Source organism: Salmonella sp. 32020114201800008SM, from assembly GCF_017572025.1.
GTDB classification, from domain to species: Bacteria; Pseudomonadota; Gammaproteobacteria; order Enterobacterales; family Enterobacteriaceae; genus Salmonella; species Salmonella enterica.
Map to the genome: position 1 here is coordinate 392445 of NZ_JAGEQM010000004.1, position 23236 is coordinate 415680.

General features: G+C 55.0%; 25 protein-coding genes and 2 pseudogenes. 20 read left to right on the forward strand and 7 right to left on the reverse strand.

What is annotated here, in order from left to right:
- Positions 1-10: 10 nt before the first annotated feature.
- The 7 genes from J4613_RS14090 to J4613_RS14120 all read left to right on the forward strand — a co-directional run bounded on the left by J4613_RS14090 (position 11) and on the right by J4613_RS14120 (position 4452).
- Positions 11-334, forward strand: a complete 324-nt coding sequence (locus J4613_RS14090; protein WP_001537530.1) for a DUF3561 family protein — start codon at positions 11-13, stop codon at positions 332-334.
- 190 nt (positions 335-524) lie between these two features.
- Entirely contained in the window at positions 525-836 is a 312-nt protein-coding gene (gene ftsB, locus J4613_RS14095; protein ID WP_000517480.1) for a cell division protein FtsB, read from the forward strand.
- Between the two features lie 18 nt (positions 837-854).
- Complete coding sequence (gene ispD, locus J4613_RS14100) at positions 855-1565, forward strand: 2-C-methyl-D-erythritol 4-phosphate cytidylyltransferase (RefSeq protein ID WP_000741649.1); 711 nt, start codon at positions 855-857, stop codon at positions 1563-1565.
- A complete protein-coding gene (gene ispF, locus J4613_RS14105; RefSeq protein ID WP_001219245.1) occupies positions 1565-2044 on the forward strand; it encodes a 2-C-methyl-D-erythritol 2,4-cyclodiphosphate synthase in 480 nt (159 codons plus the stop codon). The genes ispD and ispF overlap by 1 nt, the downstream gene beginning before the upstream one ends.
- Positions 2041-3090, forward strand: a complete 1050-nt coding sequence (gene truD, locus J4613_RS14110; RefSeq protein WP_000134246.1) for a tRNA pseudouridine(13) synthase TruD — start codon at positions 2041-2043, stop codon at positions 3088-3090. Before ispF ends, truD begins: the two co-directional genes overlap by 4 nt.
- Positions 3071-3832, forward strand: a complete 762-nt coding sequence (surE, locus tag J4613_RS14115) for a 5'/3'-nucleotidase SurE (RefSeq protein WP_001221537.1) — start codon at positions 3071-3073, stop codon at positions 3830-3832. The genes truD and surE overlap by 20 nt, the downstream gene beginning before the upstream one ends.
- A complete protein-coding gene (locus J4613_RS14120) occupies positions 3826-4452 on the forward strand; it encodes a protein-L-isoaspartate(D-aspartate) O-methyltransferase (RefSeq protein WP_000253545.1) in 627 nt (208 codons plus the stop codon). The genes surE and J4613_RS14120 overlap by 7 nt, the downstream gene beginning before the upstream one ends.
- A gap of 138 nt (positions 4453-4590) precedes the next feature.
- On the opposite strand, the gene J4613_RS22715 is transcribed toward J4613_RS14120, so the two are convergent.
- Entirely contained in the window at positions 4591-4749 is a 159-nt protein-coding gene (locus J4613_RS22715) for a peptidase (protein ID WP_223148970.1), read from the reverse strand.
- Between J4613_RS22715 and nlpD the strand changes: the two genes are divergently transcribed.
- Together nlpD and rpoS are read left to right on the forward strand one after the other, a co-directional pair.
- Positions 4679-5761 carry a murein hydrolase activator NlpD gene (nlpD, locus tag J4613_RS14125; protein ID WP_243770933.1) on the forward strand — a complete coding sequence of 361 codons (1083 nt, stop codon included), beginning with the start codon at positions 4679-4681 and terminating at the stop codon, positions 5759-5761. The genes J4613_RS22715 and nlpD overlap by 71 nt on opposite strands.
- Positions 5762-5823: 62 nt before the next feature.
- The gene (rpoS, locus tag J4613_RS14130; RefSeq protein ID WP_000081498.1) at positions 5824-6816 is read left to right on the forward strand and encodes an RNA polymerase sigma factor RpoS; all 993 of its coding nucleotides are present in this window, start codon (positions 5824-5826) and stop codon (positions 6814-6816) included.
- Positions 6817-6860: 44 nt separating this feature from the next.
- Here rpoS and J4613_RS14135 read toward each other — a convergent pair whose 3' ends face one another.
- Genes J4613_RS14135 through J4613_RS14145 form a run of 3 tightly spaced genes read right to left on the reverse strand, consistent with a single transcriptional unit; the run spans position 6861 to position 9128 of the window.
- Positions 6861-7097 (reverse strand): non-oxidative hydroxyarylic acid decarboxylases subunit D, encoded by a 237-nt coding sequence (locus J4613_RS14135; protein WP_208293657.1) that lies wholly within the window; start codon positions 7095-7097, stop codon positions 6861-6863.
- 10 nt (positions 7098-7107) lie between these two features.
- On the reverse strand, positions 7108-8535 hold the full coding sequence (locus J4613_RS14140) for a non-oxidative hydroxyarylic acid decarboxylases subunit C (protein WP_000863168.1): 1428 nt from the start codon (positions 8533-8535) through the stop codon (positions 7108-7110).
- Positions 8535-9128 (reverse strand): non-oxidative hydroxyarylic acid decarboxylases subunit B, encoded by a 594-nt coding sequence (locus J4613_RS14145; protein ID WP_001237180.1) that lies wholly within the window; start codon positions 9126-9128, stop codon positions 8535-8537. Before J4613_RS14145 ends, J4613_RS14140 begins: the two co-directional genes overlap by 1 nt.
- A 170-nt stretch (positions 9129-9298) precedes the next feature.
- On the opposite strand from J4613_RS14145, the gene J4613_RS14150 reads away from it, so the two are divergent.
- Positions 9299-9703, forward strand: a complete 405-nt coding sequence (locus J4613_RS14150) for a MarR family winged helix-turn-helix transcriptional regulator (protein ID WP_000423338.1) — start codon at positions 9299-9301, stop codon at positions 9701-9703.
- An 18-nt stretch (positions 9704-9721) separates the two neighbouring features.
- On the opposite strand, the gene ygbI is transcribed toward J4613_RS14150, so the two are convergent.
- On the reverse strand, positions 9722-10486 hold the full coding sequence (gene ygbI, locus J4613_RS14155) for a DNA-binding transcriptional repressor YgbI (RefSeq protein WP_000613179.1): 765 nt from the start codon (positions 10484-10486) through the stop codon (positions 9722-9724).
- Positions 10487-10682: 196 nt separating this feature from the next.
- On the opposite strand from ygbI, the gene ltnD reads away from it, so the two are divergent.
- Genes ltnD through J4613_RS14185 form a run of 6 tightly spaced genes read left to right on the forward strand, consistent with a single transcriptional unit; the run spans position 10683 to position 16761 of the window.
- Positions 10683-11606, forward strand: coding sequence for an L-threonate dehydrogenase (gene ltnD, locus J4613_RS14160; RefSeq protein WP_111742251.1), 924 nt, complete (start codon positions 10683-10685; stop codon positions 11604-11606).
- Positions 11600-12862: a 3-oxo-tetronate kinase gene (gene otnK / locus J4613_RS14165; RefSeq protein ID WP_000912484.1), complete on the forward strand. Its 1263-nt coding sequence runs from the start codon at positions 11600-11602 to the stop codon at positions 12860-12862. The genes ltnD and otnK overlap by 7 nt, the downstream gene beginning before the upstream one ends.
- Positions 12859-13497 carry an aldolase gene (locus J4613_RS14170; protein ID WP_000209068.1) on the forward strand — a complete coding sequence of 213 codons (639 nt, stop codon included), beginning with the start codon at positions 12859-12861 and terminating at the stop codon, positions 13495-13497. Before otnK ends, J4613_RS14170 begins: the two co-directional genes overlap by 4 nt.
- 4 nt (positions 13498-13501) lie before the next feature.
- A complete protein-coding gene (locus J4613_RS14175; protein ID WP_001136888.1) occupies positions 13502-14278 on the forward strand; it encodes an HPr family phosphocarrier protein in 777 nt (258 codons plus the stop codon).
- 39 nt (positions 14279-14317) lie between these two features.
- On the forward strand, positions 14318-15268 hold the full coding sequence (denD, locus tag J4613_RS14180; protein ID WP_001165740.1) for a D-erythronate dehydrogenase: 951 nt from the start codon (positions 14318-14320) through the stop codon (positions 15266-15268).
- On the forward strand, positions 15265-16761 hold the full coding sequence (locus tag J4613_RS14185) for a gluconate:H+ symporter (protein ID WP_000202719.1): 1497 nt from the start codon (positions 15265-15267) through the stop codon (positions 16759-16761). Before denD ends, J4613_RS14185 begins: the two co-directional genes overlap by 4 nt.
- Positions 16762-16802: 41 nt before the next feature.
- On the opposite strand, the gene J4613_RS14190 is transcribed toward J4613_RS14185, so the two are convergent.
- Positions 16803-17735 carry a LysR family transcriptional regulator gene (locus J4613_RS14190; RefSeq protein ID WP_111742252.1) on the reverse strand — a complete coding sequence of 311 codons (933 nt, stop codon included), beginning with the start codon at positions 17733-17735 and terminating at the stop codon, positions 16803-16805.
- A gap of 87 nt (positions 17736-17822) precedes the next feature.
- Between J4613_RS14190 and J4613_RS14195 the strand changes: the two genes are divergently transcribed.
- Positions 17823-19031, forward strand: a complete 1209-nt coding sequence (locus J4613_RS14195) for an MFS transporter (protein ID WP_017465870.1) — start codon at positions 17823-17825, stop codon at positions 19029-19031.
- Complete coding sequence (locus J4613_RS14200) at positions 19028-19408, forward strand: DUF4440 domain-containing protein (protein WP_023993675.1); 381 nt, start codon at positions 19028-19030, stop codon at positions 19406-19408. Before J4613_RS14195 ends, J4613_RS14200 begins: the two co-directional genes overlap by 4 nt.
- 55 nt (positions 19409-19463) lie before the next feature.
- On the opposite strand, the gene mutS is transcribed toward J4613_RS14200, so the two are convergent.
- Positions 19464-22031 (reverse strand): DNA mismatch repair protein MutS, encoded by a 2568-nt coding sequence (gene mutS / locus J4613_RS14205; protein ID WP_001005807.1) that lies wholly within the window; start codon positions 22029-22031, stop codon positions 19464-19466.
- Positions 22032-22188: 157 nt separating this feature from the next.
- On the opposite strand from mutS, the pseudogene J4613_RS14210 reads away from it, so the two are divergent.
- Both J4613_RS14210 and J4613_RS14215 read left to right on the forward strand, forming a co-directional pair.
- Positions 22189-22587, forward strand: a pseudogene (locus J4613_RS14210) (cytoplasmic protein); the annotation flags it as partial.
- Positions 22588-22875: 288 nt separating this feature from the next.
- Positions 22876-23112: pseudogene (locus J4613_RS14215) on the forward strand (transposase); the annotation flags it as partial.
- Positions 23113-23236 lie beyond the last annotated feature (124 nt).

Here is a 23236-nt window from a genome sequence, read left to right on the forward strand (position 1 = left end):
AGGATTTAATATGCGTAATAGCCATAACATTACTTTCACAAGGTCAGACGCCTTCATGGTCGACGATGACGCCACCAGTGCATTTCCGGGGGCGGTGGTCGGCTTTGTGTCATGGCTGCTGGCGTTGGGGATCCCTTTTCTGCTTTATGGCCCTAACACGCTGTTTTTTTTCCTCTATACCTGGCCCTTTTTCCTCGCGTTAATGCCGGTATCGGTGATTATCGGCATTGCGTTGCATCTGTTGGTAAAGGGCAAAATACTTTTTAGCATCATGTTTACTCTACTGGCCGTAGGCGCGCTGTTCGGCGCGTTATTCATATGGCTATTAGGGTAGACGGGTTATCACTGCGCCTCCGGTCATAATTCAAACCGTAACCAACAATGAGATTATGTTCTCCTTACTCGGGTATACGTAACATCCGGCAAATGTGGTACATTTGCCGGCGTTGTCGCGGCAATCCCGTCCTGAATGTGGAGTCACAGAGGACGTTATGGGATGATGATGCCGTTTTTCAGGGGGCAGGATGGGTAAACTAACGCTGCTGTTGCTGGCTTTACTGGTCTGGCTACAGTACTCGCTGTGGTTCGGTAAGAACGGCATACATGACTATAGCCGCGTCAACGATGATGTGGTCGCGCAGCAGGCGACAAACGCCAAACTTAAAGCGCGTAACGATCAGCTTTTTGCCGAAATTGACGATCTCAATGGCGGCCAGGAAGCGATTGAGGAGCGCGCGCGCAACGAACTTAGCATGACCAAACCGGGCGAAACCTTCTATCGTCTGGTGCCTGACGCCTCAAAACGCGCGGCAACGGCGGGGCAAACTCATCGATAAACCATCCAGGGATTTAACATGGCAGCCACTTTATTGGACGTTTGCGCCGTGGTGCCGGCGGCCGGATTTGGCCGCCGAATGCAAACAGAATGTCCTAAGCAGTATCTCTCAATCGGTAATAAAACCATTCTGGAGCACTCAGTTCATGCGCTGCTGGCGCATCCTCGGGTGACACGCGTTGTTATTGCTATCAGCCCTGGCGATCATCGCTTTGCCCAACTTCCGCTGGCGAATCATCCGCAAATCACCGTTGTGGATGGCGGCAACGAACGCGCTGATTCCGTTTTGGCCGGGTTACAGGCCGTTGCAAAGGCGCAGTGGGTGCTGGTGCACGATGCGGCAAGACCCTGTTTGCATCAGGATGACCTTGCGCGGTTGCTGGCTATCAGCGAAAACAGCCGGGTCGGCGGTATCCTCGCCAGTCCGGTGCGCGACACCATGAAACGCGGCGAACCGGGGAAAAACGCGATTGCCCATACCGTAGAGCGCGCCGATTTATGGCACGCGCTCACCCCGCAGTTTTTCCCCCGCGAACTCTTGCACGATTGTCTGACGCGTGCGCTGAATGAAGGCGCGACCATCACCGACGAGGCGTCAGCGCTGGAGTATTGTGGTTTTCATCCGGCGCTGGTAGAAGGTCGCGCGGATAACATCAAGGTCACCCGTCCGGAAGATCTGGCGCTGGCGGAATTCTATCTGACCCGAACCATCCACCAGGAGAAAGCATAATGCGAATTGGACACGGTTTTGACGTACACGCGTTTGGCGGAGAAGGGCCGATTATTATTGGCGGCGTGCGTATCCCTTATGAAAAAGGGCTATTGGCGCATTCCGATGGCGATGTGGCGTTACATGCGCTGACCGATGCGCTGCTGGGCGCGGCGGCGCTTGGCGATATCGGCAAGCTCTTCCCGGATACCGATCCGGCATTTAAGGGAGCGGATAGCCGCGAACTACTGCGTGAAGCCTGGCGTCGTATTCAGGCCAAGGGGTACACCCTCGGCAACGTGGATGTCACCATTATTGCGCAGGCGCCGAAAATGCTGCCGCATATTCCGCAAATGCGTGTCTTTATCGCCGAAGATCTCGGCTGCCATATGGATGAGGTTAACGTGAAGGCGACGACGACGGAAAAGCTCGGATTTACCGGACGCGGAGAAGGCATTGCCTGCGAAGCGGTCGCGTTGCTGATGAAGGCGGCGAAATGACAGAGTTTGACAATCTCACCTGGCTGCACGGAAAACCACAAGGTAGCGGATTGCTGAAAGCGAATCCGGAAGATTTTGTGGTGGTTGAAGATTTAGGCTTTACGCCGGATGGTGAAGGCGAGCACATTCTGCTGCGTATTTTGAAAAACGGTTGCAATACCCGTTTTGTCGCTGACGCGCTGGCGAAATTCCTGAAAATTCACGCTCGCGAAGTGAGCTTTGCCGGGCAAAAAGATAAACACGCCGTTACCGAGCAGTGGCTGTGCGCGCGCGTGCCGGGGAAAGAGATGCCCGATTTCAGCGCCTTTCAGCTGGAAGGTTGTAAAGTACTGGAATACGCGCGTCACAAGCGTAAGCTGCGTTTAGGCGCGCTGAAAGGCAATGCCTTTACTCTGGTGTTGCGTGAAATAAGCGATCGCCGCGATGTCGAAACACGATTGCAGGCGATTCGCGATGGCGGCGTGCCGAACTATTTCGGCGCACAGCGATTCGGCATTGGCGGCAGCAACTTGCAGGGCGCGCTGCGCTGGGCGCAAAGTAACGCGCCGGTGCGCGATCGCAATAAACGCAGTTTTTGGTTGTCGGCGGCACGTAGCGCGTTGTTTAATCAAATTGTTCACCAGCGGCTGAAGAAACCAGACTTTAATCAAGTTGTTGACGGCGATGCGCTACAATTAGCGGGGCGTGGAAGCTGGTTCGTCGCGACATCTGAAGAACTGCCTGAATTGCAGCGCCGGGTAGACGAAAAAGAGCTGATGATTACAGCATCGTTGCCGGGCAGCGGAGAGTGGGGAACACAGCGTGCGGCGCTGGCGTTTGAGCAAGATGCCATTGCCCAGGAAACGGTGTTGCAATCGCTGTTGCTGCGCGAAAAAGTAGAGGCGTCGCGCAGAGCGATGCTGCTTTATCCGCAACAATTAAGCTGGAACTGGTGGGATGACGTTACCGTCGAGTTACGTTTCTGGCTGCCCGCAGGCAGTTTTGCCACCAGCGTAGTAAGGGAACTGATCAACACAATGGGTGATTATGCGCATATTGCTGAGTAACGATGACGGGGTTCACGCGCCCGGTATACAAACGCTGGCGAAAGCGCTGCGTGAGTTTGCTGATGTACAGGTCGTAGCCCCGGATCGTAACCGCAGCGGCGCGTCTAATTCCCTCACGCTGGAATCTTCGCTTCGTACTTTTACCTTTGATAATGGCGATATCGCCGTACAGATGGGGACGCCGACCGATTGCGTCTATCTGGGCGTTAATGCCTTAATGCGTCCGCGTCCGGATATTGTCGTTTCCGGTATTAACGCGGGTCCGAATCTGGGCGATGATGTGATCTATTCCGGTACTGTCGCCGCGGCGATGGAAGGTCGTCATCTCGGCTTTCCGGCATTAGCGGTCTCCCTTAACGGCTATCAGCATTATGATACGGCTGCGGCCGTGACTTGCGCGCTTTTGCGAGGGTTAAGCCGGGAGCCGTTGCGTACCGGGCGTATTCTCAACGTGAATGTCCCGGATCTACCGTTAGCGCAGATTAAAGGCATCCGCGTGACTCGCTGTGGTAGCCGCCATCCAGCGGATAAAGTAATCCCGCAGGAAGATCCGCGCGGTAATACATTGTACTGGATTGGCCCGCCAGGCGATAAATACGATGCCGGGCCGGATACCGATTTCGCGGCGGTGGATGAAGGCTACGTCTCCGTCACGCCGTTGCATGTGGATTTAACCGCGCACAGCGCGCATGATGTGGTTTCAGACTGGTTAGACAGCGTGGGAGTTGGCACGCAATGGTAAGTGGACGTGTACAGGCTCTTCTTGAACAATTGCGCGCGCAGGGCATCAGAGATGAGCAGGTGCTTAATGCGCTTGCCGCAGTGCCGCGCGAGAAATTTATTGATGAAGCGTTTGAACATAAGGCCTGGGAAAATATCGCTTTGCCGATAGGCCAGGGTCAGACGATTTCGCAGCCCTACATGGTGGCGCGAATGACGGAACTGCTCGAACTGACGCCGCAATCCAGGGTGTTGGAAATTGGCACCGGTTCCGGCTATCAGACGGCGATTCTGGCGCATCTGGTACATCACGTTTGCTCCGTTGAGCGGATTAAGGGGCTGCAATGGCAGGCGCGCCGCCGCCTGAAGCAGCTCGATTTACATAATGTTTCTACCCGTCATGGCGATGGCTGGCAAGGCTGGCAGGCGCGTGCGCCGTTTGACGCTATCATTGTGACGGCCGCGCCGCCGGAAATTCCTACCGCGCTCATGGCACAGTTGGATGAAGGCGGCATTCTTGTTCTGCCTGTGGGCGATGAGCAGCAGTTTTTGAAACGCGTGCGTCGCCGGGGCGGCGAATTTATTATCGATACCGTGGAGGCCGTTCGCTTCGTCCCGTTAGTCAAGGGAGAGCTGGCCTAGTTTGCCCTGCAAACACCCACTCTTACGCCTGATGAAGCCGAAACGAATACCTGGAGTTTTCCTGGTTATTCCCGGTGGGTTAAGCGTATCGTGAACACATTTTCCCGTGTTCACTTAATGCGTTGCACGGTTCTTACGTCACTGGTTGTTAACCAAATTTTTTCCTGGGGGATAAATGAGCGCGGGAAGCCCAAAATTCACCGTTAGTCGCATTGCGGCACTATCACTGGTTTCACTATGGCTGGCAGGTTGTACCAGTTCGTCAAACCCTCCGGCGCCGGTCACGTCTGTGGACAGTGGTTCGTCATCAAATACCAATTCCGGGATGTTGATCACACCGCCGCCAAAAATGGGCGCGACGACGCAACAAACGCCGCAACAAGCGCCGCAAATTCAACCCGTTCAGCGTCCTGTAACGCAGCCCATGCAAACTCAACCGGTCGCGGAACAACCCGTGCAAATGGAAAATGGACGAATTGTATACAATCGCCAGTATGGGAATATTCCGAAAGGTAGCTATACGGGTGGCAGTACTTACACCGTGAAAAAGGGTGATACGCTTTTTTACATCGCCTGGATTACCGGGAACGATTTCCGCGATCTGGCCCAGAGAAACAGTATTTCTGCCCCGTATAGCCTGAATGTAGGGCAAACTTTGCAAGTTGGTAACGCATCCGGCACGCCAATTACTGGCGGAAATGCGATCACCCAGGCGGATGCAGCACAGCAAGGAGTTGTGACCAGGTCTGCACAAAATTCCACCGTTGCAGTTGCGTCTCAACCAACAATTACGTATTCTGAGGGCTCAGGTGAACAAAGTGCTAACAAAATGTTGCCAAACAACAAGCCTGCTGGGACGGTTGTCACAGCGCCTGTAACGGCACCAACGGTAAGCACGACCGAACCAAATGCAAGCAGTACGTCAACCAGCGCGCCGATTTCCGCATGGCGCTGGCCGACGGATGGCAAAGTGATCGAAAACTTTGGCGCTTCCGAAGGGGGCAATAAAGGGATCGACATTGCAGGCAGTAAGGGACAGACTATCGTCGCAACCGCTGATGGGCGCGTCGTATATGCCGGTAACGCACTGCGTGGTTACGGTAATCTTATTATCATCAAACATAACGATGATTACCTGAGTGCCTACGCCCATAATGATACGATGCTGGTCCGGGAACAACAGGAAGTTAAGGCGGGGCAAAAAATCGCTACTATGGGTAGCACCGGCACCAGCTCTACACGCTTGCATTTTGAAATTCGTTACAAGGGGAAATCCGTAAACCCGCTGCGTTATTTACCGCAGCGATAAAGCGGCGGAACCAGGCTTTGACTTGCTAGTTCCGTCAAGGGATCACGGGTAGGAGCCACCTTATGAGTCAGAATACGCTGAAAGTTCATGATTTAAATGAAGACGCGGAATTTGATGAGAACGGAGTAGAGGCTTTTGACGAAAAAGCCTTGAGTGAAGAGGAACCCAGTGATAACGACCTGGCTGAAGAAGAGCTGTTATCGCAAGGGGCCACACAGCGTGTGTTGGACGCGACTCAGCTTTACCTTGGTGAGATTGGGTATTCACCACTGTTAACAGCCGAAGAAGAAGTCTATTTTGCGCGTCGCGCACTGCGTGGAGATGTCGCTTCTCGCCGTCGCATGATTGAGAGTAACCTGCGTCTGGTGGTAAAAATTGCCCGCCGTTATGGCAATCGTGGACTGGCGTTGCTGGACCTGATTGAAGAGGGCAACCTGGGGCTTATCCGTGCAGTCGAGAAGTTTGACCCGGAACGTGGGTTCCGCTTCTCAACATACGCAACCTGGTGGATTCGCCAGACAATCGAACGGGCGATTATGAACCAAACCCGTACGATTCGCTTGCCGATTCACATTGTTAAAGAGCTGAACGTATACCTGCGCACCGCACGTGAGTTGTCGCATAAACTGGACCACGAACCGAGTGCGGAAGAAATTGCAGAGCAACTGGATAAACCGGTTGATGACGTCAGCCGTATGCTTCGTCTCAACGAGCGCATTACCTCGGTAGACACCCCGCTGGGCGGTGATTCCGAAAAAGCGTTGCTGGACATCCTGGCCGATGAAAAAGAGAACGGTCCGGAAGACACCACGCAAGATGACGATATGAAACAGAGCATCGTCAAATGGTTGTTCGAACTGAACGCCAAACAGCGTGAAGTGCTGGCGCGCCGTTTCGGTCTGCTGGGATATGAAGCTGCGACACTGGAAGATGTAGGCCGTGAAATCGGTCTTACGCGTGAACGTGTTCGTCAGATTCAGGTTGAAGGCCTGCGCCGTCTGCGCGAAATTCTGCAGACGCAGGGGCTGAATATCGAAGCGCTGTTCCGCGAGTAAGTACCCTTGTCAAAAAAAGGCCAGTCGACAGACTGGCCTTTTTTTTACCGTTTGTCTTCTGCCAGCAGCGGCGGGATACTCGGCACCATTGGCGCGTCATCAATATCTTTTTGCGTCATGCGAAACGCTTGTGGATAGTGTTCGCGGCTGGTACGGCGTAACGGTTCGGTATCGCGCCAGGTATACAGACAATGCTGACACTCATATACCGTCCAGACTCCTTTTACCGGCGAAGTCGCCATGAGTTCAATATGTGCATCGGCACAGCGTGGACAAATCATCGGTTACTCCTTATTTACGGTTGGCCAGCATGGCGGTCAGCTTTTCAGCCCAGGCTTTAGTTTCCGGTAAATCCACAACCGGCTGGCTATAGTGACCACGGTTATCTGGCGCAACCGGCGTGGTAGCGTCAATGATCAGTTTGTCGGTAATCCCCGCCGGGCTTGAACCCGGGTCCAGTTCCAGGACGGACATATTCGGTAGCTGTACCAGATCGCCTGCCGGATTCACTTTCGACGACAACGCCCACATCACCTGTGGCAGATTGAATGGATCGACATCTTCATCAACCATGATCACCATCTTCACATATCCCAGACCGTGCGGCGTCGTCATCGCGCGCAGGCCCACCGCACGGGCAAAGCCGCCGTAGCGTTTTTTGGTCGAGATGATGGCCAGCAGGCCGTGGGTGTACATAGCGTTTACCGCCTGCACTTCCGGAAATTCGGCTTTCAGCTGTTGATACAGTGGCACGCAGGTCGCCGGCCCCATCAGGTAGTCGATTTCCGTCCACGGCATCCCCAAATAGAGCGATTCAAAAATGGGTTTGCTGCGGTAAGAGACCTTATCGATACGCACCACGGTCATGTTGCGACCGCCGGAATAGTGGCCGGTAAATTCGCCGAACGGTCCTTCAATTTCACGTTTACGGCTTTCGATGACCCCTTCAAGAATGACTTCAGATCCCCACGGCACATCAAAACCGGTCAGCGGCGCGGTGGCGATAGGATAGGGGCTTTCACGCAGCGCGCCTGCCATTTCATACTCCGACTGATCGTATTTCAGCGGCGTTGCGCCCATCAGGGTAATGATCGGATCGTTACCCAACGTGATCGCAATCGGCAGATCTTCCCCGCGCTCTTCAGCTTTGTGCAGGTGCAATGCGATATCATGCATCGGCACTGGTTGCAGACCCAGCTTACGCTTGCCTTTAACTTCCATACGGTAGATGCCGACATTCTGCTTGCCGAAGTTATCGGGATCGAGCGGATCGCGTGATACCACACAGGCTTTATCCAGATAGAATCCGCCGTCGCCGTCGTTCAGACGAAACAGCGGCAGGATATCAAACAGGTTGATTGCGTCGCCGTCGACGGTATTTTCCGCCCAGCCCGGATTCGCCCGTCGTTCCGGCGCTACCGGAAAATTGTCCCAGCGGCGAATAAATTCATCGATCTGTTTTTTAACCGGCGTGTTAGGCGGCAAACCCAGTGAGATGGCATGGTTCTGCCAGGAACCGATGGTATTCATCGCCACGCGGGCGTCGGTAAAACCACGAATATTGTCAAACCACAGCGCGGGCGCGCCATCGCCGATGCGTCCCGTTGCGTTGGCAGCGGCGGCGAGATCCGGCTCCGCATTCACTTCCTCGCTGATTTTCAGCAGTTGTCCCTGCTGATCCAGCGCATGTAAAAAACTGCGCAAATCATCAAATGCCATTATCCATTCTCCTGTGAAAAATTTGCTGCCTGTCGCAGTCCTTGCCAGCGGCGCGCGCGCGTATGCTCCAGACCAAACTGGTCGAGAACGCGCGCTACGATGTGCTGGATAATATCGTCAACGGTTTGCGGCAGGTTGTAGAACGCGGGCATGGGCGGCACTATCGCCACCCCCATACGAGAAAGCGCAAGCATGTTTTCCAGATGAATCGTGCTGAGCGGCATTTCCCGCGGCACAAGCACCAGCTTGCGACCCTCTTTCAACACGACATCGGCAGCGCGTCCCACCAGCCCCTCGGCATAGCCGGCGCGAACCCCCGCCAGTGTTTTCATACTGCAGGGGATAATAATCATGCCGTCGGTACGAAATGAGCCGGAGGAAATGGTCGCCGCCTGATCGGCCGGGCTATGACAATAATCTGCCAGGGCGGCTACCTCAGCGGGCGTGTAGGGCGTCTCCAGTTCAATAGTGGTTTTCGCCCACTTTGACATTACCAGATGCGTTTCAACATCAGGTATCGCCCGCAATGCCTGGAGTAGCTCGACGCCAAGCGGCGCGCCGGTCGCACCGGTCATCCCCACAATCAATCTCATTTCTTACCTCAAATATCGTTCGTATACGAACATTTTGATCAAAATACGCCCACACGGCCTTTGCGACAAGATCGCTCCCGACGCCTGCGCACGTTTAGCTAAAGCATTCGTCATTAAAAAACCGTGCATAAGTCGTTATGATAGAAAAAGTTAATTTATCCGGAGCGCTCATGGAGTTACGAAACACCGCGTTTCATCTGTTACGCCAACTTTTTCAGCAACATACCGCACGCTGGCAGCATGAACTACCGGAGCTCACCAAACCTCAATATGCGGTGATGCGCGTTATTGCTGAACATCCGGGTATTGAACAGGTCGATCTGACCGAAGCGGCGGTCAGCACTAAAGCGACGCTGGCGGAGATGTTAAGCCGGATGGAAAATCGTGGGCTGGTAAAGCGAGAAAACGATCCGCTGGATAAACGTCGGCGTTTTGTCTATCTCACCGTTCAGGGCCAAACGTTGCTCGCCGCCGCGATACCACTGGGGGATCGCGTTGACGATGAGTTTTTGGGGCGACTGAGCGCTGAAGAACGCGAACAGTTTACGCAACTGGTACGCAAGATGATGACGTAAGCGGCTTGCGCCGCCTCGCTATTGTTTGGCCATCAGCAGTGAGATATCCACTTTAGCCAGCGCCCGAATTGCGCTTTCCGGCAGGCCGTCATCGGTGACGATTTGGTTGAATTCCGCCAGCGGTAACGCCAGCCACGTCGCGACCTGGCCGTATTTGGTCGCGTCGCACACCAGAATTTTTTGGCGGCTGGCGCTGGCGACGGCCCGTTTCACCGTGACTTTATCTTCTGCCGGCGTTGAAATACCGCGCACGCTCCAGGACGAGGCGGAAATAAAGGCCTGGTCAATCATCAGCCCGCGCAAAAGCGTCGCCGCGGCTTCACCGACGCACGACCGGTTTTCCCGGCATACCGCCCCGCCAGTGTGAATAATTGTGCAATCGCTATTGTCCATCAGGTAATCGGCGATAACGAAATCATTCGTCACCACCGTAAGTTTATTCATCGTAACCAGCTGCCTGGCGATTGCCAGCGTGGTCGTACCTGCATCAAGGTAGATACAGCTTTCTGGCTGTACCAGGCTGGCGGCCAGTTTGCCAATCGCCGCTTTCTGCGGCGTCGCCAGTTCGGTTTTGATCTGATGCGAGGGTTCGTGCGCCACGCGAGTCGATGATTGCACGCCGCCAGAGACCTGGATTACCGCGCCTTGCTGCTCCAGTTTTTGTAAATCACGGCGGATAGTCATGTGGGATACATGCATGCGCTCGGTCAGCTCAGCGATACTGACGATGCCTTTCTCCGCCACCATATCAAGAATGATTTGTCGACGCTCAGTAGGTATCAACGTCTGCTCCTTTCTTTAGTCCTGTCGCGATTTTACGCGATTTCTCGTCACAGCGTGTGAAGTTCTATGAGGATTGCCTTCACAAAAAATAACACATTTTGTTATTTTTTGTGAAACAACTCACCGCAATTGTTTACAAAAACGCCTATATTCACATAACAAAACATAATATCACGTAAATTAACATGGAGTGATAATGACAACAGGAACTGATTTTCATGTCGGCATTGTGGGGCTTGGCTCAATGGGAATGGGCGCTGCGCGTTCATGCCTGCGCGCCAGGCTTTCCACATGGGGGGCCGATCTTAACCCGCAAGCGTGCGCGAATCTGCTCGCTGAAGGGGCTTGTGGGGCTGCCGCCAGCGCCAGGGAGTTCGCCGGCGTCGTGGATGCGTTAGTCATTCTGGTCGTCAATGCCGCCCAGGTCAGACAGGTGTTATTCGGTGAGGATGGCGTCGCCCATCTGATGAAAACCGGAAGCGCGGTGATGGTTTCGTCTACGATCTCAAGCGCCGACGCGCAAGAGATCGCCGCGGCGTTGACGGCATTGAATCTTAACATGCTGGATGCGCCGGTTTCCGGCGGCGCGGTAAAAGCGGCGCAGGGCGAAATGACGGTGATGGCCTCCGGGAGCGAGGCGGCGTTTACCCGCCTGAAGCCTGTGCTGGACGCCGTTGCCAGCAACGTTTATCGCATCAGCGATACGCCGGGCGCAGGTTCAACCGTCAAAATCATTCATCAACTGCTGGCTGGCGTGCATATTGCGGCGGCGGCCGAAGCGATGGCGCTGGCCGCGCGGGCCGGTATTCCTCTGGACGTGATGTATGACGTTGTGACCCATGCCGCCGGCAACTCCTGGATGTTCGAAAACCGTATGCAGCATGTCGTTGACGGCGACTATGCCCCGCGTTCGGCCGTCGACATTTTTGTCAAAGATTTGGGGCTGGTTGCCGACACGGCGAAAGCGCTGCGCTTCCCCTTACCGCTGGCCTCTACGGCGTTAAATATGTTCACCAGCGCCAGTAACGCCGGTTATGGCAAAGAGGATGACAGCGCTGTGATCAAAATTTTCTCAGGGATTACTCTGCCTGGCGTCACGCCTGAGGAGCCGTCATGTTAAAAATTGGCGTCATTGCCGACGATTTTACCGGCGCGACCGACATCGCCAGTTTTCTGGTCGAAAACGGGATGCCGACAGTGCAGATCAATGATGTCCCAACCGGGACGCAACCGGAAGGATGCGACGCGGTAGTTATCAGCCTGAAAACCCGCTCATGCCCGGCGCAAGAGGCGATAAAACAATCGCTGGCGGCGCTGGTATGGCTAAAAAAACAGGGCTGCCAGCAAGTCTATTTCAAATATTGCTCGACTTTCGATAGTACCGCCGAAGGCAATATCGGCCCGGTCACCGACGCGCTGATGGTGGCGCTGGATACCTCATTTACCGTGATTTCTCCCGCGCTGCCGGTTAACGGACGCACGGTTTATCAGGGCTATCTGTTTGTCATGAACCACTTGCTGGCGGAGTCCGGTATGCGCCACCACCCTATCAATCCGATGACCGACAGCTACCTGCCGCGTCTGATGGAAGCGCAGGCGCAAGGGCGCTGCGGCGTTATTCCGGCTCAGACGCTTGATGAAGGCGTTGCCGCGACCCGTGCGGCGCTATCGCGTTTACAGCAGGAAGGATATCGCTACGCGGTACTTGACGCGCTCAATGAGCGGCACCTGGAAATCCAGGGCGAGGTTTTGCGTGATGCTCCACTGGTGACCGGCGGTTCCGGGCTGGCAATGGGGCTGGCGCGTCAGTGGGCGAAGCACGGCGTTTCTCAGGCCCGTTCCGCAGGCTATCCGCTGAGCGGCCGCGCGGTGGTGCTTTCCGGTTCCTGTTCGCAAATGACGAATCAGCAGGTGGCTTTCTATCGACAACATGCTCCCACATGCGACGTTGATGTGGCGCGCTGCCTGTCATCCGAGACGCGCGAGGCCTACGCTGAAGCGCTGGCGCAGTGGGTGCTCAGTCAGGACAGCGAACTGGCGCCAATGATTAGCGCCACCGCCTCCACGCAGGCGCTGGCCGCCATCCAGCAGCAATATGGCGCTACCGAAGCCAGCCATGCGGTAGAGGCGCTCTTTTCCCTGCTGGCCGCTCGCTTAGCGGAAGGCGGTATCACCCGGTTTATCGTGGCGGGCGGCGAAACCTCGGGCGTGGTGACGCAAAGCCTCGGTATTACCGGTTTTCACATCGGACCGTGCATTTCACCCGGCGTGCCGTGGGTCAACGCGCTCCATGCGCCAGTCTCGCTGGCGCTAAAGTCAGGCAATTTTGGCGATGAATCCTTTTTCATCCGCGCTCAAAGGGAGTTTCAGGTATGACGACACTGGCAAAAGAAGAGCACGCTTTGCGAGAAGAGATGGTCAGGATAGCCGCCTCGTTTTTCCAGCGCGGCTATGCCACCGGCTCGGCAGGCAACCTCTCGCTGTTACTGCCGGACGGCAATATTCTGGCGACGCCCACCGGTTCGTGTCTGGGTAATCTCGACCCGCAGCGGCTATCCAAAGTGGACCCGCAGGGCGAATGGCTCAGCGGCGATAAACCGTCTAAAGAGGTGCGTTTTCATCTGGCGTTGTATCGCAATAACCCTTGCTGCAAGGCCGTGGTGCATCTGCACAGCACCTGGTCAACGGCGCTTTCCTGCCTCGAAGGGCTGGACCCGCAAAATGTGATTCGCCCGTTTACCCCCTATGTGGTGATGCGGATGGGGGACATTCCGCTGGTTCCCTACTATCGCCCGGGAGATGACCGAATTGCCCGCGATTTGGCTGCGCTGGCGGCCCGGCATCAGGCCTTTTTACTGGCTAATCATGGGCCGGTCGTGTGCGGGGAGAATTTGCAGGAAGCCGCTAATAATACCGAGGAGCTGGAAGAGACGGCAAAGCTGATTTTTATCCTTGGCGAACGCCCGATTCGTTATTTAACCACCGAAGAAATTGCGCAGTTAAGGAGATAACCCGATGCCGCGTTTTGCCGCCAATTTGTCGATGATGTTTACCGAAGCGCCGTTTATCGAGCGTTTTGCCGCCGCTGCTGAAGCCGGTTTTCAGGCCGTTGAGTTTCTGTTCCCCTATGACTTTGCCGCCAGCGAGATTAAAGCCCAGCTATCGCGTCATAATCTGACGCTGGCGCTGTTTAATACTTCGGCGGGCGATACCGCGGCGGGCGAATGGGGACGTGCCGCGCTACCGGGGCGCGAACACGACGCGCGCGCCGATATCGATCTGGCTCTGGAATACGCTCTGGCGCTGGAATGCGAGCAGGTTCACATCATGGCGGGCGTAGTGCCGGATGGCGCTGATGGCGCACGTTATCGCGCCACGTTTATCGATAATTTGCGTTATGCCGCCGACCGGTTTGCCGCCCACGATAAACGTATTTTGATCGAAGCGCTGAGTCCCGGCGTTAAACCCGGCTACCTCTTTTCCAGCCAATATCAGGCGCTGGGCATCGCAGAAGAGGTTGACCGCCCGAATGTGTTCATCCAGCTCGACACTTTCCACGCGCAAAAAGTGGATGGCAATTTGAGTCACCTGATTCGCGAGTACGCGGGCCGCTATGCCCATGTACAAATCGCCTCGCTACCGGACAGACATGAACCGGATGATGGCGAGATCAACTACCCGTGGCTGTTCCGGCTGTTCGATGACGTAGGTTATCGCGGCTGGATAGGCTGCGAATACCAACCACGGAATACCACTCAGGACGGGCTTGGCTGGTTTAACGCCTGGCGCTAACCCTGAACTACCCTACACAACAATAAAGAGGACATCCGGATGCAGATTATCATTACCGGCGGGGGCGGCTTTTTAGGCCAGAAACTCGCAAGCGCCTTATTAAACTCATCGCTGGCGTTTAACGAACTGCTTCTTGTTGATTTAAAAATGCCTGCACGGTTATCAGATTCCCCTCGTTTACGCTGCCTGGAAGCTGACTTAACCCAGCCGGGCGTGTTGGAGAGTGTGATTACCGCTAATACCTCTGTTGTTTATCATCTCGCTGCGATTGTCAGCAGTCATGCGGAAGACGATTTCGATCTGGGATGGAAAGTTAACCTGGATCTTACACGCCAGTTACTTGAGGCGTGTCGTCGACAACCGCAGAAAATTCGTTTTGTCTTCTCCAGCTCGCTTGCCGTTTATGGCGGTACGCTGCCGGAATGCGTCACCGATACCACCGCGCTCACCCCGCGCTCGTCTTATGGCGCGCAGAAGGCCGCCTGTGAACTGTTGGTCAACGACTATACCCGCAAAGGCTATGTGGATGGGCTGGCGCTGCGTTTGCCGACGATCTGTGTTCGCCCGGGTAAACCAAACCGCGCCGCCTCTTCTTTTGTCAGCGCGATTATTCGTGAACCGTTGCAGGGCGAGACGACCGTCTGCCCGGTATCGGAAAGTTTGCGGCTGTGGATTTCCAGCCCGGCGACGGTGATCCATAACCTGTCGCTGGCCGCAACGTTACCCGCGCCTGGCGAGGCGAGCAGCATCAACTTACCCGGGATCAGCGTAACCGTGGGCGAGATGCTGGAAACGTTGTGTCAGGCGGGCGGCCAGGCGGCGCGCGATCGGGTTACGCATCAGCGCGACGAAGGCGTCGAGAAAATTGTCGCCTCCTGGCCGGGACGTATCGATAACCAGCGTGCGCTGGCGTTAGGTTTTGTCGCCGATAAACGCTTCGATGACATTATCGAACGCTTTCGACAAGATGATATGGAGGGGAGGTCATGACAAGTTTACCGACCCCAATTATCGGCCTGATCGTTGCCGTTTTCGTGCTGGTATGGCTGGTGTTACGCACCCGTGTTCATGCGCTGATCGCGATGCTGGCGGCGGCCTGCATCGCCGGTCTGTTGGGGGGTATGGGCATTGATAAAACGCTCTCTGTCATCACCAGCGGATTCGGTACGACGCTGGGCAGCATTGGCCTGGTGATTGGTCTCGGCGTAATGATGGGGCGCTTGCTGGAGGTTTCCGGCGCGGCGGAGCGTATCGCCTGGAGCTTTATCAAATGGCTGGGGAAACGCCGTGAAGAGTGGGCGCTGGCGATCACGGGTTATATTGTCAGCATCCCCATTTTCGTCGATTCCGCTTTTGTCATTCTTTATCCGGTGGCGAAAGCGCTGGCGAAAAGCGGTAAACGTTCGCTACTGACGCTGGGCGTCGCGCTGGCGGGCGGGCTGGTGGTCACTCACCATACGGTACCTCCCACGCCCGGTCCGCTGGGGGTAGCCGGGATTTTTAACGTCGACATCGGCGCAATGTTATTGACCGGGATGGCGCTGGCGGTGCCCTGTGTGATCGGCATTGTGTTCTATGCGCAGTGGCTGGATAAACGCTACCCTGATTTCGTGCCGCGTACGCTGAACGCCGATGAAGTCAATGCCGCGCTGGAGCAGTACAACAAAGAGAAAGAGCAAAAGGATCTGCCGAGCCTGACGCTCTCTCTGCTGCCTATTGTGGTGCCGATCGTGCTGATCTTCCTGAAGGCTATCTGCTCCACTCTTGCCACCATAGAAGGGTGGTCCGGCCTGGCGACGCATCCGGTGGTACAGGCAATCAACTTTGTGGGAAGCCCAGTGATCGCGTTGGCCATCAGCGTTCTGCTGGCGGTGTATACGCTGGTGCCGCGCATGGATAAACATACCACCGCAGAGCGTCTGGAAGAGGGCTTGCAAAGCGCCGGGATTATCTTACTGGTCACGGGCGCTGGCGGCGCGTTGGGCGCGATCCTGCGCGACAGCGGCGCGGGGCAACAGCTGGCGGAGCAGGTTGCCAACCTGCCGATCTCGCCGATCCTGATCCCGTTTATCGTGGCGACGTTGGTACGCCTGATTCAGGGATCGGGGACGGTGGCGATGATCACTGCCGCCTCGATTTCCGCGCCGATCCTGGCGCAGATCCCCGGCATCAATATGTTGCTTGCCGCTCAGGCCGCAACGATGGGGTCGCTGTTTTTCGGCTACTTCAACGATAGCCTGTTCTGGGTGGTTAACCGCATGATGGGCGTCTCTGATGTCAAACAGCAGATGGTGGTTTGGTCTGTACCGACGACCATTGCCTGGGCGATTGGCGGCACCGGCGTGGCGCTGATTAACCTGCTGTTCGGTTCCGGCGGCAGTTGGCTCGATCCGTTACTGCCGATTGTTGTTCTGGCGGCAATTATGCTGTGGGTGCGTTGGCAGGCGCAGGGGATCAAAGACAAGCTGGTAGTTAAGGATTAAGACGGTATTATCCGTCCGGGAGCGCAATGCTCCCGGACTGGCTACAATGATGGGGCGTGCTCCCCGCAATCCCATTGCGAACGTAAAAAATCAATAAATGTGCGTACTTTTGTCGATACATGGCGGGCGTCCGGATAAACGGCATAAATGCCCTGACGGGGAAAATGATAGTCGGGTAACAGGTGAATTAACGTTCCATCCTCCAGTGCGGTGTTGACTAACCATTGCGGCAGTAATGCGACGCCGCTTCCCGCGAGAGCGAAGGCCATCAGCGAGCGCGCGCTGTCGACAGAAATTTTGCCGGCTTTGCTTATCTCCAGGCGTGAGTGTTGGCCATGATTATTCGTTACTGTCCACCGTAGCGGCGTAGGTAATCGCTTATGAATAATCCATTCCGCCTGAGCCAACGACTCCAGCGACGACACGGGGTGGCGGGCGAGCCACTGCGGCGCGGCGACCGGCAGAATGGTAAAGCGGGATATCAGCGCGGCGCGATAGCGGGAGTCCGCCAGCGAGCCAAGCCGAATCGCCACATCAAAGCGCTCGGCAATTAAATCGGCATGATGTGATGAGGACATATGCCGAATACGGAGATCGGGATGGCGCTGACTAAACTGCGCCAGTACCGGAATGACCACCTGTTCGCCAAACTCGGACGTAGTGGTAATACGTAACTCGCCGCCCAGCCCACTATGGCTGGCACGCACTTCATCCTGCAAATTTTTCGCTGCATTGAGTAAATTCACGCCTTTTTGGTAAAAGAGGACGCCGGCGTCTGTGAGCGTCAGTCGTCGGGTGGAACGTAGCAGTAACGTTACGCCAAGCTCTTTTTCAAGCTGCCGAATATTAAAACTCACTACCGCTTTTGTTTGGCCCGATGCGGCGGCGGCGGCCGTGAAGCTGCCGCTATCTACCACGGCGATAAACAGCGACATACGCTGCAAATTGAGCATGGCGAGCTCCTTTACTGTCAAAATTATTTTGACAGTATATCGTTGAAGCGCGGACTTATCTGGCTTTCTCCGGACGGCTACATTAGCGCCTCTGACGGAGGATGCATAATGACATATCGCAGTAAAGTGGCAGTGGTTTACCTGCTCGGCTTCTTTCTTGATCTGATTAATCTGTTTATTGCCAGCGTGGCTTTTCCTGCGATGTCCGTGGATCTGCATACGTCCATATCGGCGCTGGCATGGGTGAGTAATGGTTATATCGCAGGATTAACGCTGATCGTTCCGTTTAGCGCGTTTCTTTCACGTTATCTCGGCGCACGACGGCTGATCATATTTTCGCTCATTCTGTTTAGCGTTGCCGCCGCTGCCGCAGGTTTTGCCGATTCATTACACAGCCTTGTTTTCTGGCGTATTGTGCAGGGGGCGGGCGGTGGCTTATTGATCCCGGTTGGTCAGGCGTTAACCTGGCAACAGTTTAAACCGCATGAACGCGCTGGCGTGTCATCGGTTGTCATGATGGTGGCGCTACTGGCGCCGGCATGTTCGCCTGCGATTGGCGGGCTGCTGGTGGAAACGTGCGGCTGGCGCTGGATATTCTTTGCCACGCTGCCGGTGGCCGTTCTCACCTTATTGCTCGCTTATCGTTGGCTGAATGTCGCGTCGACGACAATGGCGTCAGCAAGATTGCTCCATCTGCCGTTGTTGACGGACAGGCTGCTGCGTTTTGCCATGATCGTCTATCTGTGTGTGCCGGGTATGTTCATTGGTATCAGCGTGGTCGGGATGTTCTATCTACAGAACGTCGCGCAGCTATCGCCTGCGGCGGCGGGGTCGCTGATGCTCCCCTGGTCGATCGCTTCATTTGTCGCCATTATGCTTACCGGACGTTACTTCAATCGGCTTGGGCCGCGTCCGCTGATTATCGTCGGCTGTCTACTTCAGGCCGCAGGGATACTGCTTTTAACTAACGTTACGCCTGCGACATCGCACCGTGTACTGATGATGATATTCGCCTTAATGGGCGCTGGCGGCAGTTTGTGCAGCAGTACCGCGCAGAGTGGCGCTTTCCTGACTATTGCTCGCTGGGACATGCCTGAGGCCAGCGCGCTATGGAATCTTAATCGTCAGCTCAGCTTTTTCCTTGGCGCGACGCTGTTGACGCTGCTGTTAAACGCGCTCCAGCGCGTTATGTCGCTTGAGGTTGCTTATCGCTGGACCTTTATTGCCGCCGCCGGTATCACCCTGCTGCCCCTTATTTACGCTGTCTGTCTGAACAATAGACAGGCGCTTCTGTGCCTGAAAAAGGAAAGACCATGAATCCATATAAAGATGAAATTATTCACGCCCATGCGGCGATTGAGAGCTGGCTTAGTAAGGGGATGGGTAGCATGGATGCGTTGATAGCGCGTTTCGCTGCTGATTTTACGATGATAACGCCAGGCGGTGTTTGTCTGGATTATCCGGCGCTCGGCGCTTTTTTCCAGGCGCAGCGCGGGGGTCGCCCGGGGCTGGTTATCGTGGTTGAGCATATTGACCTTGTGGCGGAGTGGCCGGAAGGCGCCGCGCTGCGTTATCGTGAGCGCCAGCAACTGCCGGGCCAGGCTGAGACGGTACGCTGGTCGACGGTCATTTTAAAAAGGGAAAGAGGACGGATAGTCTGGCGTCATTTACACGAAACGACAGTCACAGCCTGAAAAGCCTGTTCCGGCGCGCAGACCCGATAGCGCGGCGCTATCGGGTCTGACACGTTTACACCAGACTTTTCAGCCGATAGATCCACTCCAGCGCCTGGCGTGGCGTCAGGGAGTCCGGATCGAGATTTTCCAGCGCTTCAACGGCAGGCGATGTCTCCTCCGGGGCGGCAAGCAACGACATTTGCGTGCCGTCCACCTGCGTTGCCGCCGCATTGGGCGAGATGCTTTCCAGCTCGCGGAGTTTTTGGCGCGCGCGTTTGATGACTTCTTTAGGGACGCCCGCAAGCGCCGCGACCGCCAGGCCATAGCTCTTACTTGCTGCGCCGTCCTGCACGCTGTGCATAAACGCGATAGTATCGCCGTGTTCCAGCGCATCCAGGTGGACGTTCGCCACGCCTTCCATTTTCTCCGGTAATTGGGTCAGCTCGAAGTAGTGGGTAGCGAACAGCGTTAACGCTTTAATCTTATTCGCGAGATTCTCCGCGCAGGCCCAGGCCAACGACAGCCCGTCATACGTGGAGGTACCGCGCCCGATTTCATCCATCAATACCAGACTGTTTTCCGTGGCATTATGCAGAATGTTCGCGGTTTCGGTCATCTCCACCATAAAGGTCGAACGCCCGGAAGCCAGGTCGTCCGCTGCGCCGACGCGGGTAAAAATACGGTCGATGGGGCCGATTTCCACGTTTTGCGCCGGAACGTAACTGCCGATATAGGCCAGTAGGGCGATCAATGCCGTTTGCCGCATATAGGTACTTTTACCGCCCATATTGGGGCCGGTAATGATCAACATCCGGCGCTGCGGCGACAGATTGAGCGGGTTAGCGATAAACGGCTCATTCAGTACCTGTTCAACCACCGGGTGGCGACCTTCGGTAATACGGATACCGGGTTTATCGGTAAATGTTGGGCAGGTGTAATTCAGCGTCCAGGCGCGTTCGGCCAGGTTAACCAGCACATCCAGCTCCGCCAGCGCGTTGGCGCTCTGCTGTAAATCGGCCAGATGCGGCAACAGCAGATCAAACAATTCGTCATATAGCTGTTTTTCCAGCGCCAGCGCTTTGCCTTTCGAGGTCAGAACTTTATCTTCGTACTCTTTAAGCTCAGGAATAATGTAGCGTTCGGCATTTTTCAGCGTCTGGCGACGCACATAATTGATGGGCGCCAGATGGCTTTGACCACGGCTAATCTGAATGTAATAACCATGTACCGCGTTATAGCCGACTTTCAGCGTATCCAGCCCGGTACGCTCGCGCTCGCGAATTTCCAGACGATCGAGATAATCGGTGGCGCCGTCCGCCAGCGCGCGCCATTCGTCCAGCTCTTCATGGTAGCCGGGCGCAATAACGCCGCCGTCGCGGACCAGTACCGGCGGCGCGTCAATAATGGCGCGTTCCAGGAGGTCGCGCAGCTCGGCGAAATCGCCCATTTTTTTACGCAACGCCTGTACCGGCGCGCTGTCAACGGTTTCAAGCTGAGCGTGCAATTCCGGCAGTTGCTGGAAGGCGTGACGCATTCGGGCGAGATCGCGCGGACGCGCGGTGCGCAGCGCCAGACGCGCAAGGATACGCTCCAAATCGCCGACCTGACGCAGCACCGGTTGCAGTTCGCTGACGGTGTCCTGCAAGGCGCCGATGGTCTGCTGGCGTTCACGTAATATGTCGGTATTTCGTACCGGCATATGCAGCCAGCGTTTAAGCATTCGGCTACCCATTGGCGTCACGGTACAGTCAAGCACCGCGGCGAGGGTATTTTCGACACCGCCGGCCAGGTTCTGGGTAATTTCCAGATTGCGGCGGGTCGCGGCATCCATAATGATGCTGTCCTGCTGGCGTTCCATCGTAATGGAACGAATATGCGGCAGGGAGGTGCGCTGGGTATCTTTTACGTACTGTAACAGGCAGCCTGCCGCACATAATCCACGCGAGGCATTTTCGACGCCGAAACCGACCAGATCCCGCGTACCGAATTGCAGATTTAACTGCTGGCGGGCGGTATCAATCTCAAACTCCCACAACGGGCGACGGCGCAGACCCCGGCGTCCCTCTATTAACGCCATTTCAGCAAAATCTTCGGCATACAACAGTTCGGCGGGATTGGTGCGCTGCAGCTCTGCGGCCATCGTTTCACGGTCGGCGGGTTCGCTCAGACGAAAGCGCCCGGAGCTGATATCCAGCGTGGCGTAACCGTAGCCTTTACCATCCTGCCAGATAGCCGCCAGCAGGTTATCCTGACGCTCCTGTAACAGGGCTTCATCGCTGATGGTGCCAGGCGTAACGATACGCACGACCTTACGTTCAACGGGACCTTTGCTGGTGGCCGGATCGCCAATCTGTTCGCAAATAGCGACGGATTCGCCCTGATTGACCAGTTTCGCGAGGTAGTTTTCTACGGCGTGGTGCGGGATACCCGCCATAGGGATAGGTTCGCCAGCCGATGCGCCGCGTTTGGTCAGCGAAATATCGAGCAACTGCGACGCACGCTTTGCGTCGTCATAAAACAGCTCGTAAAAGTCTCCCATACGATAAAAGAGCAGGATCTCCGGATGCTGGGCTTTCAGCTTGAGATACTGCTGCATCATGGGGGTGTGGTTGGAGAAGTCCTTATCAAATGACTCATTCATATTGATTTTACTCTTTTTTTATTCTTTCAAGTGCTCATGTGGCCCCGGGTAAAACCCTTATAAACTCACATAAACTCATAAATTTGTAGCTCACCTGTAGCCTAAAATGTGACAGGTTACATTCTCATCATTCCTGGACTACAACAGGGGTGATACTTTGAAAACAACTCTCAGCCAGCCTTTCATTATCAACAAGTTAAGTATCAATGTTAAGCCTGCGCTCAGTCGCTCTGGAAAAATCGTTTTCGAAGCTAACCCAGCTCAAAAACTCTACATTGTTTTCGATGACCACAGACAAGCTCCTGCTGGTTTCGGGGTAAAAGCCAGTTTGACGAAAAAAACCTACGTAATCCAGCGAAGAGTAGCCTCGTCAGATCGTAATGTCAGTGAGGGTAGGAAGCCAAGTTCTGTCTTGAAAGTAAAAGTTGGAAATGTGTTCGATTTTCCAAATATTGACGAAACAAGGCAAGCTGCCAGGCAATTAGTTCAGACCATGCTCGCAACAAAGAGAAATTTCAACAAAATTAAGAGGGAAACGGATGCTTCCGAACTCAAAATGAGACTGTAATTAAAATTGTGTAATTACCTGATTTTGATATGTTCGATTCAACATCAAAAGCTGGTTGCTTTATGGACGAAAAAGAGTTGCAGGCTCTGGCTAATGAACTGGCCAAAATCTCAAAATACCTGAAGATCTCAGCCCGTTCGATCGTCTGCTGAAGAAAAACCAGACTCGCATTTCCGGCATAGATAACCAACATGCTATCAAAAGCGTACGGTGTGAATCGCCACAGGTTTAACAGACACCTCAGAGTCATTTAAGATGACTTAAAGAGAGGTGCCCATGAGCGGTAAGCGTTATCCCGAAGAGTTTAAAATTGAAGCGGTCAAACAGGTTGTTGATCGTGGTTATTCTGTTTCCAGCGTTGCAACACGTCTTGATATCACCACCCACAGCCTTTACGCCTGGATAAAAAAGTACGGTCCGGATTCTTCCACTAATAAAGAACAGTCAGATGCTCAGGCTGAGATCCTCCGTCTCCAGAAGGAGCTGAAGCGGGTTACCGACGAACGGGACATGACTAGTCCTGATATAGGTTGACAGTTTTTTGTCTGTAAAACGCCTGATGAACATCATCGGGCGTTTTGTATTTCAGGGCCAGGTGTGGCCGTTCATGGTTATAAATTGCCACGGACTCTTTTAC